This is a genomic window from Streptomyces boncukensis (assembly GCF_011045075.1).
GTDB lineage: Bacteria > Actinomycetota > Actinomycetes > Streptomycetales > Streptomycetaceae > Streptomyces > Streptomyces boncukensis.
The window spans coordinates 1-13,032 of the sequence record NZ_JAAKZZ010000183.1 but is presented as its reverse complement, the minus strand read 5'-3'; the positions used below and the strand labels follow the sequence as shown (position 1 = coordinate 13,032).

The 13,032-nt window shown below is 72.3% G+C and carries 14 protein-coding genes; 7 read left to right on the top strand and 7 right to left on the bottom strand.

Annotation, left to right across the window (positions count from 1 at the left end; genetic code table 11):
- Positions 1 to 110 precede the first annotated feature (110 nt).
- The 4 genes from G5C65_RS18525 to G5C65_RS40480 form a co-directional block, all read right to left on the bottom strand.
- On the bottom strand, positions 111 to 1,388 hold the full coding sequence (locus G5C65_RS18525; protein ID WP_165299972.1) for a cytochrome P450: 1,278 nt from the start codon (positions 1,386 to 1,388) through the stop codon (positions 111 to 113).
- 339 nt (positions 1,389 to 1,727) lie between these two features.
- The gene (locus G5C65_RS18520) at positions 1,728 to 2,291 is read right to left on the bottom strand and encodes a GNAT family N-acetyltransferase (protein WP_165299971.1); all 564 of its coding nucleotides are present in this window, start codon (positions 2,289 to 2,291) and stop codon (positions 1,728 to 1,730) included.
- A 62-nt stretch (positions 2,292 to 2,353) separates the two neighbouring features.
- The gene (locus tag G5C65_RS18515; protein ID WP_165299970.1) at positions 2,354 to 3,019 is read right to left on the bottom strand and encodes a class I SAM-dependent methyltransferase; all 666 of its coding nucleotides are present in this window, start codon (positions 3,017 to 3,019) and stop codon (positions 2,354 to 2,356) included.
- Between the two features lie 209 nt (positions 3,020 to 3,228).
- Positions 3,229 to 3,669 (bottom strand): helix-turn-helix domain-containing protein, encoded by a 441-nt coding sequence (locus tag G5C65_RS40480; protein WP_338146508.1) that lies wholly within the window; start codon positions 3,667 to 3,669, stop codon positions 3,229 to 3,231.
- A gap of 129 nt (positions 3,670 to 3,798) precedes the next feature.
- Between G5C65_RS40480 and G5C65_RS18505 the strand changes: the two genes are divergently transcribed.
- Genes G5C65_RS18505 through G5C65_RS18490 form a run of 4 tightly spaced genes read left to right on the top strand, consistent with a single transcriptional unit; the run spans position 3,799 to position 8,827 of the window.
- Positions 3,799 to 4,821: a hypothetical protein gene (locus G5C65_RS18505; protein ID WP_165299969.1), complete on the top strand. Its 1,023-nt coding sequence runs from the start codon at positions 3,799 to 3,801 to the stop codon at positions 4,819 to 4,821.
- A gap of 45 nt (positions 4,822 to 4,866) precedes the next feature.
- Positions 4,867 to 6,387: an amino acid permease gene (locus tag G5C65_RS18500; protein ID WP_165299968.1), complete on the top strand. Its 1,521-nt coding sequence runs from the start codon at positions 4,867 to 4,869 to the stop codon at positions 6,385 to 6,387.
- Positions 6,384 to 7,904, top strand: a complete 1,521-nt coding sequence (locus G5C65_RS18495) for a glutamine synthetase family protein (protein ID WP_338146507.1) — start codon at positions 6,384 to 6,386, stop codon at positions 7,902 to 7,904. The genes G5C65_RS18500 and G5C65_RS18495 overlap by 4 nt, the downstream gene beginning before the upstream one ends.
- Before the next feature lie 32 nt (positions 7,905 to 7,936).
- Positions 7,937 to 8,827, top strand: a complete 891-nt coding sequence (locus G5C65_RS18490) for a potassium channel family protein (RefSeq protein WP_165299967.1) — start codon at positions 7,937 to 7,939, stop codon at positions 8,825 to 8,827.
- Positions 8,828 to 8,899: 72 nt separating this feature from the next.
- On the opposite strand, the gene G5C65_RS18485 is transcribed toward G5C65_RS18490, so the two are convergent.
- Entirely contained in the window at positions 8,900 to 9,565 is a 666-nt protein-coding gene (locus G5C65_RS18485; RefSeq protein WP_165299966.1) for a DUF4360 domain-containing protein, read from the bottom strand.
- 47 nt (positions 9,566 to 9,612) lie between these two features.
- A complete protein-coding gene (locus G5C65_RS18480; protein ID WP_165299965.1) occupies positions 9,613 to 10,248 on the bottom strand; it encodes a DUF4360 domain-containing protein in 636 nt (211 codons plus the stop codon).
- Between the two features lie 765 nt (positions 10,249 to 11,013).
- Between G5C65_RS18480 and G5C65_RS18475 the strand changes: the two genes are divergently transcribed.
- Positions 11,014 to 11,469, top strand: coding sequence for a phospholipase (locus tag G5C65_RS18475; protein WP_165299964.1), 456 nt, complete (start codon positions 11,014 to 11,016; stop codon positions 11,467 to 11,469).
- A gap of 123 nt (positions 11,470 to 11,592) precedes the next feature.
- Here the strand turns inward: G5C65_RS18475 and G5C65_RS18470 are convergent, their stop codons facing one another.
- Positions 11,593 to 11,916, bottom strand: coding sequence for a plasmid stabilization protein (locus G5C65_RS18470; protein WP_165299963.1), 324 nt, complete (start codon positions 11,914 to 11,916; stop codon positions 11,593 to 11,595).
- 208 nt (positions 11,917 to 12,124) lie between these two features.
- On the opposite strand from G5C65_RS18470, the gene G5C65_RS18465 reads away from it, so the two are divergent.
- Both G5C65_RS18465 and G5C65_RS18460 read left to right on the top strand, forming a co-directional pair.
- A complete protein-coding gene (locus G5C65_RS18465; protein ID WP_165299962.1) occupies positions 12,125 to 12,535 on the top strand; it encodes a four-helix bundle copper-binding protein in 411 nt (136 codons plus the stop codon).
- 93 nt (positions 12,536 to 12,628) lie between these two features.
- Positions 12,629 to 12,859 (top strand): DUF6480 family protein, encoded by a 231-nt coding sequence (locus tag G5C65_RS18460; protein ID WP_165299961.1) that lies wholly within the window; start codon positions 12,629 to 12,631, stop codon positions 12,857 to 12,859.
- Positions 12,860 to 13,032: the final 173 nt, after the last annotated feature.

The window sequence follows — 13,032 nt, the reverse complement described above, 5'->3', positions numbered from 1 at the left end:
GGGTGGGCGGGGGACACGGGGTCTCCTTCCGGACGAGAGCCCGGTTGGCTCCGCTCACCCCACCGACGGAGCGGAGGCCCGGAAGGTGACCGCACGGAGCGTGACCCGCGTCACCGCGCTCCGGCGCCGAGCACGAGGCGGGACGGCAGCATGGTCGTCCGCACGTCCGGCAGCTCCCCGATCCGCTCGACGGTGAACCGCAGCTCGCGGCCCAGCACCGACAGCAGCACGGCCAGACCCAGGTCGGCCAGCGGCTTGCCCACACACCAGCGGCTGCCGATCCCGTACGGCAGATACTCCCCGGCACCGGGGCGCAGGTCCGCCCAGCGCTCCGGGCGGAACTCCAGCGGGTCGGCGAACACCGGGGCCGTCCGGTGCAGGACGTACGGGGAGATCAGCACGGTCGCGTCCGGCGGGATCCGCCAGCCGCCGCACGTCTGCGGGCCGTGCGCGGCGCGCTGCAACAGCCAGGTGGGCGGCCAGAGGCGGAGCGTCTCCGCCCGCGTCCAGGCCACGATGTCCGGCGGTTCGCCGGCAGGCCCGGCCTCCGCGCCCGCGGCGGCGGCGCAGGCGTCGGCGGTGCCGGGGTGGCGGGCCAGCGCGACCAGGGACCAGGCGGCAGCGGCCGCCGGCACCCGGTAGGAGGCGAGGCCCATGGCCACGAGCACGCGCACCGTGGTGTCCGTGTCCAGCCCGGCCTCGGCCAGCGCGTCGACGAGGCCGCCCTCGCCGGGGGCGGCGAGGAGCCGCCTCAGCTCGCTCTCCAGGGCGCGCTGGGCGCTGACGGAGCGGCGGTAGCGCGGCAGGAACCGGCGGAGCGCGCGCGGGAGCTGGAAGGGGCTGGCCATGACCGGGACCAGCGCGTCCAGCAGCGCGCCGGTGCGCTCGGGCGCGGCCGACGCCTCCCGGGTGCCGAAGCAGAAGCGCGCGAAGGAGCGGGCGGAGAAGTCCTCCAGCTCGCGGACGGCCTCGGGGACGGTGCCGCGCTCGCGCCAGCGGGCCGCCAGCCGTTCGGCCCGGGCGGTCAGCCAGTCGCGGTGGGCCCGCAGCGCGGGGGGCGCCATCCCTTTCCGGACGGCGCGGCGCCCCTGCATCCAGGCGTCGGTGCCGGGGTCGTCGCGGTGTCCGCTCAGCTCGTCGCGGCGCAGGTCGGCGGCGACGAGGAAGTCGGTGTTGGTACGGCGCAGCACCTCGTGGACGGCGGCCGGGTCGCTGAGCAGCACGGTGCCGGGGGTGAGTTCGACAGCCGGGCCGTGGGTGGCCGCGGCGGACAGCAGAAAGCCGAGCCGGTCGCGTTCGTAGTGCTCCAGCAGGCCCGCCTGGGTGAGCCCGGCCCGTACGAGGGGCCGCGCGGGGCCGGTGTCCGCCCCGCCGTCACGTGCCGTCACCGCACCCCCTTGACTCGCGTCGGCTCCGGCGGACGCTGTGCGGCGGGACGCCGGACGGCGCCCCGCCCTACTCAGTACTCAGCGCTGGGCGCTTCAGCGGGACGAGGGGATCCAGGGGTACGCCCCCGCGACGCCCTTGGTGGTGATACCGAGCTTGCTCGCGGCTCTGAACAGCATGCGCTTGGCCATGACACACCTCTCTCGTAATCAGTCACCGATGTCGCTCACGTACTGTCGAACCCTCTACTGCTATCCCAACTCCCCGCGTATCAAACACAGTTGTGAGGAACGCGTGCACGAGAAGAGGAGGGCCGACCTCCGCTCGACGGGGTTGCGGGGTCAGGGACGCGCGCCCCGGGCCGCCCGCCACTCCGGGGCGAGCACCGACCAGACCTCCTCGTCGTGCCGCTCGCCCCGGTATGCATAGCTCTGCCGCAGCACGCCGTCCCGCGCCATCCCCAGCCGCCGGGCCACGGCGACGCTGGGCTCGTTCCCGGCCGAGACCACCCACTCCACCCGGTGGACACCGCGCGCCTCGAAGGCCCAGTCGAGCAGCACCCGCACCGCCCGGGTCACCAGCCCCCGGCCGACCGCCGCCGGCTCCAGCCAGCAGCCCGCCTCGGCATTGCCCTGCGCGACGTCCAGCGTCCGCAGGATCACCGCGCCGACCAGCACCCCGTCCGCGCGGATAGCGCAGATCCGCCCGGTGTCGGCGGCCGTGCGGTCCGCGTACGTCTGGAGGTAGGCGCGGCTCGACTCCAGGTCGGTGACGATGTCGGGCAGCCCGTTGAACCGGCCGATGAAGTCCCGGCCGCGGTCGATATGGGCCAGGAACTCCCCGGCCTGCCAGGGTTCGAGGGGGCACAGCTCGGCGCCGTCGTCTCCCAGGGATATCGCGTACACGTCGTTCCGCCACCCTCCGCCGTCCGGGACCCGCCTTGCGGAGGGATCTTCTCACGCCCTGGTCAGAGGCGGTGCGCCCGTTCGGAGCCGACGCGATCCGCCGGGCGGGCCCGGTAGACCAGCAGGTAGCGCCAGAACAGCAGTCTGCGCACCCGGCATCCGGGCAGCAGCGCCGCCGCCTCCCGGCGGATCTCGGCCAGCGGCATGGCGGGGGCCGCCACGGGCGGCCGGAGCCGCCCGCGCCGCGGGGGTACCGCGGCCATCGCCAGCCGGACGGCGGCGTTGACGGGCACGGCCGCCAGGCTCCAGGCGTAGTCCGCCGGGGTCCGCTCCCGGTAGCAGCCCAGGACGAGCAGCACTCCCCCGGGCGCCAGTGCGTCCCGCAGGGCCGCGACGGTGGCAAAGGGCATGTGGTGGAGGCTCGCGAGACAGGAGATCACGTCGTAGTGCGCAGCGGGCAGCGCGAGCCGGGTGACGTCGGCCTGCCGGAAGCGCGGGTTCGCCGCGTCGCCGCCCGCACCCTCCGGCTCCCCCTGCGGCCCCGTCGCCGCGCGGGCCTCCGCGATGACCTCAGCCGACGGGTCGACGCCTGCCACCGCGAGGCCCCGGCCGGCGAGCCGCCGTGCGAACCGCCCGGTGCCGCAGCCGACGTCCAGCGCCGTGCGGCAGCCGGGCGGAAGCTGGCGGAGCAGCAGCCGGTGGTAGTGGTCATTGTGATCGAACACCATGCGCCGACCTTAGGGGTGTCCAGTGGATCATGGTTGCGCGCGCCCCGCGGCGAAGCCGCTATGGGCACGAGCCCCGCGCCCCTGGCGGGGCGCACGGATGCGCCCCGAAGGGGCGCGGGGAACTGCGCGGCCAGCCAGTGAGCACCCGCGCCCTGCGACGAATCAGCCAGGGGCAGGGCCAGCCCAGCAGGCTCCGCCGGGCGGCGGCCTCAGCGGGGCGGGGCCGCGGCGCCCCGGGCCGAGCGCAGCATCGGCCCGGTCAGCTCCACCGGCGCGTCCAGGCCGTCGAGCAGCCGGACGATCTTGTCGATGTTCGTGAGCCTGCGGGCTCCGGACTCCAGCATGGACAGAAAGCTCTGCGTCAGCCCCGTCATCTCGGACAGGTCCTCCTGGCGCAGGCCGCCCAGCTCCCGCACCAGCCGGCACAGCCGGCAGAAGTCGCGGGTGAGCAGGGCGAGCCGGACCTCGCGGTCGGCCCAGACGTGTGCGGGTACGGACGGACGGCTCCGCTGCCGGTGCAGCAGTCCGCGCTGGCAGGCCGTGCAGCGCGGCTCCTCGTTGTACCGGCTCAGCCGGCAGGCGCACTCCGCGCAGCGCCGCGGCGCCGCCGGACGCACCACCGTCTGAGCTGAACGCAGCTGCTGGCTCACGCCGTTCCTTTCCGTATTCGGGTGTCGTCGGATTCCCCGTTCAGCGCTGGATGGCACCGCCGCAGTATGACGTCAGTGATATCACGAACACGATGTGCGACTGCGGGGAGTTCTGGCCATCCTTGAGCAATGCGCGGTGAGGGCACGGGCCTTGGTCCGGAGGAGTTCCGGCCCCGGTACCACCCTTCCGGGTTCGACGGGCCGCTGCGGTCCGTGCTGGAGGACCTGCGGGCGGGACGCTGGCTGTCGATGCGCGAGCTGCTGGCCGGGACCGGGGACGACTGGGAGCTGCGCACGGCGCGCACCCAGGTGCTGGGCGCTGTCGCCGCCGGGTCCGACGTGGTGGAGACCTGGCTGACCGAGCAGCCGGAGAGCGCGGAGGCGCGCCTGATGCACGCGCGGGTGGCCGTGGAGCGCGCCGAGCGGGCCCGCCGTGTGAACCACCGGGAGGCCGCGCCGCTGGAGGCGGAGGCGCGCGAGGCGTGCCTGACCGCGGCCGGGATCACACCCGAGGACCCGGTGCCCTGGGTGTGCCTGCTGGCCCTGTCCCCGCTGGACCCCCGGCAGGTCCGCGCCGAGCACCAGCAGCCGCCGCCCGAGCCGATGCTGCCGTACGGGCCGTGGGGGCTGCTCCAGCGGGTGCGGGAGCGCGACCGGTACAACCGCGAGGCGTTCCACCGGGTGCTGCACTTCTTACACGTGCGCTCCGGCGGGTCGCCCGCGGAGGGCATCGACTTCGCCCGCTGGGTGGCCTCCTGGGCGCCCGGCGGCTCCGCGCTGCTGGTCGTACCGCTGTACGCGCAGGTGGAGCACCTGCGCAGACAGCGCGCCCAGGGCCTGAAGGTGCCGCTCTCGCGCCCCCGGTGGAGCGGCGACCCGGCAGTGTGGGACGCCGAGCGCGCGCTGGAGAAGTGGTTCACGCGGGCCCCGCCCGAGCGGCGCTCGCTGCTGGACCTGAACTATCTCGCCCATGCGCTGTGGGCCGCCGTGCGGTTCCGGGAGGCGGCCCGCGTGTTCGAGGCGCTGGGCCCGTACGCCACCCGGCTGCCGTGGGCCTATCTCACCGACGACGCCGACCAGCCGGAGCTGGCCGTGCGGCAGTTCGTCCGCGCGCGGGCCCACGTCCTCTACTACGCCGGCGAGTCCCCCTGACGCGACGCGCACCGCCCACCGTCCTCTCCCCCAGGAGGCTGTTCAGTGACGCACGGAAAGACCTTTCGCCGCGGGCCGCGGCTGAACGACGACGCGTTCCTGCGCGAGCTCGGCTACCAGCCCGTCCTGACCCGGCGGATGGGGAGCTTCGGGAACTTCGCCATCAGCTTCAGCGTCATCAGCGTGCTCTCCGGCTGTATGACGCTGTACGGCTTCGGGCTGGTCACCGGCGGCCCCGCGGTGATGATGTGGGGCTGGGTGTGCGTGGGCGGCATGGTGATGTTCGTCGGCGCCGGGCTGGCGGAGGTCACCAGCGCCTACCCCACCTCCGGCGCGCTGTACTACCAGGCCGAGCAGTTGGGCGGCCGGAAGTGGGGCTGGTACACGGGCTGGCTCAACCTGCTGGGCCTGCTGGGCGCCATCGCCGCGATCGACTACGGCGCGGCGCTGTTCACCGGCGCCTTTCTCAACCTGCAGTGGGGCATCGAGGTCACGCCCGGCTCCACGATGCTGATCTTCCTGTGCATCCTGCTGCTGCACGCCGCGCTGAACCTGCGCGGCGTGCACCTGGTGAGCCTGCTGAACTCGGTCAGCGTCTGGTGGCATCTGACCGGCGTGGTCGTCATCGTCGGCGTGCTGGCGCTCGTCCCCTCCCACCACCAGTCGCCGTCCTTCGTGTTCACGGAGTTCGCCAACGACACCGGCTGGGACAACCCGATCTATGTGGCCGCCATCGGGCTGCTGCTGGCGCAGTACACCTTCTCCGGCTACGACGCCTCGGCGCACCTGTCGGAGGAGACCACCAACGCGCAGGTCAGTGCGGCGCGCGGGATCGTACGGGCGATCTGGGTGTCGTGGATCGCCGGGTTCGTGCTGCTGGCCGGGCTCACCTTCGCGATCCAGGACTACACGGGGGTGCAGGGCGCGGCCGTGCCCCCGGCGCAGATCTTCCTGGACGCGCTCGGCGCCTCGGGCGCCAAGGCGCTGCTGCTGATCGTGATCGGGGCGCAGCTCTTCTGCGGGAACGCGGAGACGGCGGCGGCGAGCCGGATGGTCTTCGCGTTCAGCCGGGACGGGGCGCTGCCCGGCTCCCGGCTGTGGCGGCACGTGGACCGCACCGGCACCCCGGCCCGCGCCGTGTGGCTGACGGTGGGCGCCGCTGCGGCCCTGGCGCTGCCCTCGCTGTGGAGCGAGACCGCGTACGGCGCCATCACCGCCGTCAACGTCATCGGCATCACCCCCGCCTACGCCGTCCCCATCTATCTGCGGGTGCGCCACCGGCACCGCTTCGTGCACGGGCCGTGGCACCTGGGCCGCTGGGGCGTGCCCGTCGGCACCGTGGCCGTGTGCTGGGTGGCCGTCGTCACCGTGCTGTTCTGCCTGCCCCAGGCCCGCCCGGACGGCGGGGGGCTGTTCTCGGTGGAGACGTTCAACTACGCCCCGGTGGCGCTCGTCGCCGTGCTGACCCTGGCCACCGTCTGGTGGATGGTGGCCGGGCGGCGCGCGTACGACGTTCCGCTCAGCGGTACCCACCACTTCGACACGCTCGAAAAGGACATCGTGTGACCACCACGGACCCCACCACCCCCCGCACCCGCGACCGCGACCGCGACCGCGACCGCGCGCCGTACGGCGCACCCGCGCGCCCCGCCGGGCGGCTGACGCTGGAGGAGCTGCGCGGCCTCGCCGACGCGCGCCGCATCGAGACGGTGCTGCTCGCGCTGCCGGATCTGCAGGGGCGGCTCAAGGGCAAGCGGCACGGAGTACGCGCCTTCCTCGACCAGGTGGCGGCGCACGGCGCGGAGGCGTGCGCGTATGTGCTGGCCACCGATGTGGATATGCGGCCGCTGCCCGGCTACGCCCTCGCCTCCTGGGAGACCGGCTACCAGGATCTGCGGGTGCGGCCCGACCTGGACACCCTGCGGACGGTGCCCTGGCTGCCGCGCACCGCGCTGGTGCACGGCGACGCGCTCGCCCCGGAGAGCGGGCAGCCGCTCGCCGTCGCCCCGCGCCGGCTGCTGCGCCGCGAGCTGGACCAGCTCGCCGGACTCGGGCTGCGGGTCCAGGCCGGGCTGGAGACGGAGTTCGCCCTCTACCGGGGCAGCTACGCGCAGGCGGCCGAGCAGGGCTTCCACGGCCTGGTGCCGGCGTGGGGCGACAACCTCGACTACGCCCTGGACCACCCGCCCGTCCTCGACCGCTATCTGCGCAGACTGTCCGACGCGCTCGACGGCGCCGGACTGCCCGTCGAGGCCCTCAAGACGGAGTCGGCGCCCGGCCAGGTCGAGATCACCTTCCCGTACGGGGACGCGCTGGCGGCCTGCGACGGGCACACCGTGTTCAAGCACGCGGCCCGGGTGGTCGGGGAGCGCACGGGGCTGGCGGCCACCTTCATGGCGGCGCCGGAGACCGGAACCGGCAACGGGCTGCATCTGCATCTGTCGCTGTGGCGCGGGGAACACTCGGCGCTGAACGGCGCCGGGGCGACGGGGCACGGCGCCGACACGTCCGCGTCCGGCACGTCCGACGCATCCGGTGCGTCCGGCGCGTCCGGGCGGAACGGCGGGCTGTCGCCGCTCGGCGAGCGGGCCGTCGCCGGGCTGCTGGACGCGCTGCCGCAGCTCGCCCCGCTCTACGCGCCCACGGTCAACTCCTACCGGCGGTTCCGGCCGGACTCGTTCGCGCCCACGCACTTCACCTGGGGCCGCGACAACCGCACCTGCGCGGTGCGGGTCACCGGGCAGGGCGCGGGGCTGCACCTGGAGGTGCGGCTGCCCGGCGCCGACGCCAACCCGTACCTCGCGCTGGCCGCCGCGCTCGCCGCCGTACGGCACGGGCTCACCGGCGACCTGCCGCTGCCGCACCCGCACACCGGCAGCGCCTACGCGCAGGCGCGGGGCGAGCCGCCGGTGCCGGTGACCCTGGAGCAGGCACTGGCCGCCTTCCGGGGCGGTCCGCTGGCCCGGGAGCTGCTCGGCGCCGAGGCGGTGGCGCACTACGCGTACTGCGCGGAGACCGAGGTGGCGGCGCACCGGTATGTCGTCACCGACGCGGAGCGGGTGCGGGGATTCTCCCGGGCCTGACCCCTGCCTTTACGGGTTCTTAAGATGCCCCCATGGAGCGTGACAGCGGCAACGCGGCCCGGGCAGCGGCGGAATCGGCACAGCGGACCTCGGGGGCGCAGCAGACGGAAGACGGCCGGCCGGCCGCGTCGGCCGAACCCGGGGAGGCCGCGGAGCCGGGCGAGGCCGCGGTCTCGCCGCGGGTGCGCTGGGAGCGGCGTACGGAGACCCCGCTGCTGTGGCTCGCCGCGCTGTTCGGGATCGCCTATGCCGTGCCCATCGTCGCGCCGGAGTCCGCCGGCTGGCTGCGGACGGCGTGCCGGGTGACCGAGTGGGCCGTGTGGGGCGCGTACGCCGCCGACTACGTGGTCCGGCTGCGGCTGTCCCGGCGCCGCTGGACCTTCGTCCGCCGCCACCCCTTCGCGCTGATCGCGGTGGCGCTGCCGCTGGTCCAGCCGCTGCGGCTGCTGCGGCTGGTCTCCGCGCTGCTGCTGGTGGGGCAGCGGGCCCGGCTGGCGTCGCAGATCCGGGTGACGACCTATGTCGCCGGGGCCTGTGCGGGGCTGCTGATGTTCGGCTCGCTGGCGGTGCTGGAGGTCGAGCGGGACCAGCCGGGGTCCACCATCCACTCCATGGGCGACGCGGTGTGGTGGGCGTTCACCACGATGACGACGGTGGGCTACGGGGACATCGCGCCGGTCACCGGCCTGGGACGGCTGCTGGCTGTGGGGCTGATGCTCTCCGGGATCGCGCTGCTGGGTGTGGTCACGGCCAATATCGCGGCGTGGTTCATCGCCCGCTTCGAGCGGGACGACGCGCAGATCGGGCGGCAAGCGGAGGCCATCGCCGACCTGACCGAGGAGGTGCGGCAGCTGAGGCGGCAGGTGGCCGCGCTGAGCGGGGAGGGGACGGCCGGGCCGCTGCCCGGGAGCCGCGCCCCCTGAGGCCGCGGCGCCGGCGCGCGTACCCCGCGCCCCTGCGGGGGCGCGGGGAGCGCCGAGAGCCGGTCCGTCAGATCACTTCTGGGCCGTCTGCTCGCACTTCTTCCAGGCGAAGTGGTAGGTGGTGCTGACCGAGCCGTCCGTCGAGTCCATGGTCATGAAGCTCGTGGCGGTCGGGTCCGAGGTGCCCTTGTTGACGCGCAGTTCGGTGTTGATGTTGAAGTTGCGGAGCTCGCCGCAGGGCGCCCACACCAGGTGGGCGTAGTCGGTCTCGTCCGTGGCCTGCCAGTTGTCGTCGTACGCTCCGTCGTAGTTGTGGCTGTGTGTCGTGGTCTCCGACGAGCCCTGGAAGTAGTAGCTCGCCTTGGACATGCCCGAGGCGCCCTTGTTGAGGAACGCGTAGCCGCGGTAGTCCACGCTGGCGATGGCGTAGGTGAACCCCTGGGGCACATGCATGATCAGGTTGAGCTGGCAGTTCTTGCGGAAGTCGGTGGGCTTGGAGCCCGGACCGACCTGCGCCAGATAGTCGGAGTACGTGACCGTGAACGCCTTGTTGTCGGGCGCGACGGCGACCGCCGCCGTGCCTTTGGGGCAGCCCGAGCCGTTGACGGTCGCGATCTTGATGACGATCTCGTCGTCGGGCGGGTTCTCGAAGATCGGTGCTGCCTGTGCCTGCGAGGTCACCAGCGTCGAGGCGAGCACGGCGGCGAGTGCGCCGCTGGCGAAGAGAGCGCCGGGCATGGTTCTCCCATCATCTGGTGGGGGATCGGTGGGGGTCGCTCAGTCGTTCAGCACTTCTTCCAGGCCAGCTGGAAGACCGTGCTCACGCTGCCGTCCGTCGAGTCCATGGAGATGAAGCTGGTCTCCTTGGCGCTCGACCCCGCACTCACCCGGAGCTCGGAGTTGACGTTGAAGTTCCTGTCCTCGCCGCAGGGCGCCCAGACCAGTGCGCTGTAGTCCGTGGCGTCCCGCGTGTGCCAGTTGTCGGAGGTCGGGCCCGAGAAGTTGTGGCTCTGGTACGCGGTCTCGGACGAGCCCTGGAAGTAGTAGCTCGCCTTCTGCATCCCCTTGGCGCCCTTGTTCAGGTGCGCGAATCCGCGGTAGTCCACCGCCGCCACGGCGTAGGTGAACCCCTGGGGGATGTGCACGCCCAGGTTGAGCTGGCAGTTCTTTCTTATGTCGGTGGGGTCGGAGTTTCCGCCGGCTCTGGCCAGGTAGTCGCTGTACGTCACGGTGAAGGCCGTGTTGTCGGGGGCGACGCTGACCGCGGCCGTCCCGCTGGGGCAGCCTGAGCCGTTGACCGTCTTGACGGACACCTCGATCTTCTGCGGCGGTGTCTCGGCGGGCTCCGCCGCTACGCCGTGCAGGGAGGCGGTCGACGCGAAGAGCGCGGCGGCCCCTCCTGTGAGAAGAGCGCTGAACATAGCTTCCGACATCTCCTTTCGGGGAGCAGGGGAATAGCCCGGTGTTATGCTGAACCGGCCTGCAGGGCAGGCCGGGTTATGCCGTCCGCACATTCCGCAGGAAGGGGCGGACGGCAAGCCGGTGAAACGTTTCCTGTGCGGAGAACGAAGAGCGGCGCATACCGCGCACGGGCTCCGGGAAGAACGGCGGATTCGCGGTCGGGCGAACGCCCTGGGGAGACTTCGGGGAGCCGTGCGGGACGCGGAGAACCGTAGGGACCTGTGGGGGACGATTACGTTGCGCTCAGCTTACTCAGAAAGTGTTCCACCACTAAGCCTTCGGACAGGGATTGGGCAATGGCTTTCCGGCCAACTTTCCGGGGGCGCGGCGATTCTGATCGAATCCGGATCGGCCTCCCCGCTGCCCTGTGAATTCTCGGCGCGGTCGGACGCTGTCCTGACTTGTCAGTACTTGAATGCGATCTTCTCTGACATGCGGCAACAGCGGACAACCCGGCGCCCCCGGGCCCCCGCGGACTCCCCCGCGCTGGCTTGTGCGCGCGTAGACCCGAAGTCCAGCCAGGACTGACCCTCCGTCACGCTCCTGTCCGGCGCGCCCACCGGGCGGGCTCCGCTACGGAACCGCACATTCCGCAAGAAATCCTTACGAAGATCTCCGAGAATCATGGTCAACACGGCACACCGGGGGGTAACTTACGGGCGGCGCCACGTGACATGACCATGAGCTAACCGGAACTCTCACCGGTTCCCCAACGGAGGTACTGAATGCGCCGCAGCAGAGTTGTCGCCGGATTCGCGGTGACGTCCGCCACCCTGCTCACCATCGTCGGTTCCGCGGGCACCGCGACCGCCGCCCCGGCCGACAAGGGCCAGCTGCTGTCGAGCTGGACCCAGACCAGCGCGAGCAGCTCAAGCGCCTTCCACACCGCACGCGCGAACAAGGGTCAGTACTCCGAGTACAACTTCGACTGGTCGACGGACAAGTGCTCCTCGTCCCCCGACAACCCGTTCGGCTTCCCGTTCGAGAACAGCTGTATCCGGCACGACTTCGGCTACCGCAACTACAAGAAGGCAGGCTCCTTCGACGCCAACAAGGCGCGGCTCGACAGTGCGTTCTACGCAGACCTGAAGCGGGTCTGCAACCGTTACAGCGGTGCGACGAAGACCTCCTGCAACGCCCTGGCCTGGACGTACTACCAGGCCGTCAAGCACCTCGGCTGAACCCTGTCCGGCGGATCTTGCGTACCCGGCATCCGGGCTGACGTGCCCCGTCAGGGGGCGGGGAACAGCCCCCCGCCCCGCAAGATCCGCCGGACGGGCCCTGAGGGGAGCCCACCGGCCTGCTCAGTCACCGACCTTCCGCCGCAGCTCCTCCTTGTTCATCTTCGAGCGGCCCTCGATGTTCTGCCGCTTGGCCTCCGCGTAGAGCTGGTCCTTGGTGCGCCCGCCCGGTCCGTGTCCGGAGCGCTTGCCGCCCCTGCGGCCGGACGAGATGTCCTGGCGGGACTGCTTGCTGGAGCGTTCGGCTTCGCCGCTGCGGGCGCGCTCCTTGTTGACGGTGGCGGCGGCGATCCGTTCGGCCTGCCGCTCGCTGCGCCCGGACTCCAGCTGACTCTCCTTGACCTTCTCGTACTGCCGCTCACGCTTGCGACTCGTTCCGGCGGGCATGGCCATCGCCCCCTTCGCTGGTTCGGCGGAGCCGACGAGTACCCGCTCCCGTGCCGCCCAAGCGCCCCGGTCTCCGGCCGGCGGCCCGCCCCTCGCCCTCGGGTGTTCGGATGGCAGGAGGGGCCACGGGGTTTCCCGCGCCCTCCCCGGTGTTACGCGTACGGAGCGGCAACCACCGCAGGATCCGAACCGAAGCACTGGAGGGCTCATGACCACTGCGGTCCAGGACATGCTCAACGCCTACCCTGCCGACCTGGGCGACGTGGACCGGGCGAAGCTCGCTCGCTGCATCGAGGAATGCCTCGCCTGCGCGCAGACGTGTACCGCCTGTGCGGACTCCTGTCTGTCCGAGGAGAGGGTGGACGAGCTGACCACATGCATCCGCACCGACGCCGACTGCGCCGACATCTGCGGCGCCACCGCCGCCGTCCTCTCCCGCCGCACCGGCTACGACGCCGACGTCACCCAGGCGGTCCTCAAGGCGTGCGCCACCGTCTGCAAGTCCTGCGGCGACGAATGCGAACGGCACGCCGGCCGGCACGACCACTGCCGTGTGTGCGCCGAAGCCTGCCGACGCTGCGAGCGAGCCTGCAACGATCTGCTCACCTCCCTCGGCTGAACGCGACACGCCCAGCCGGGACAGCACCCCGATGCGGTCTCCCGAGCCCCCTCCGGGGCGTTTGCGACATGCGCGCCGGTCTACCCGTCCGGCATGACACCCGGACCAGCGGACCCGAACCCCGACCGGACACCCGGGCTGGAGCGTGGTGGCCAGGTGCCGCCGGGGGAAACGCCCCCGGCCGAGGGCAGCACTCCGGACGCGGGGCCGTACGAGACCCACAACCCGGCGAAGGGGTGGGGCACAGCGCCGCTGGTGGCCATCGCCCTGATCGTCGCCGGTTTCGTCGGGTTCTTCCTGGGCTGGCTCCTTGAGCTGTGGTGAGCCCCGCACCGGTGCAGGCAGTCACCCGCTGCGACGGCGGGCTCGGCTAGATGATTGATGTGCTTTCGCTCTGTCTGGAACGGCGAAGAGTGCCCAGGATTGGTGCTGAGAACACTGGCTCGACCCGTGGGGCGTGCTGTGAACACCGATCTGGACACTCTCCTGACCGCACT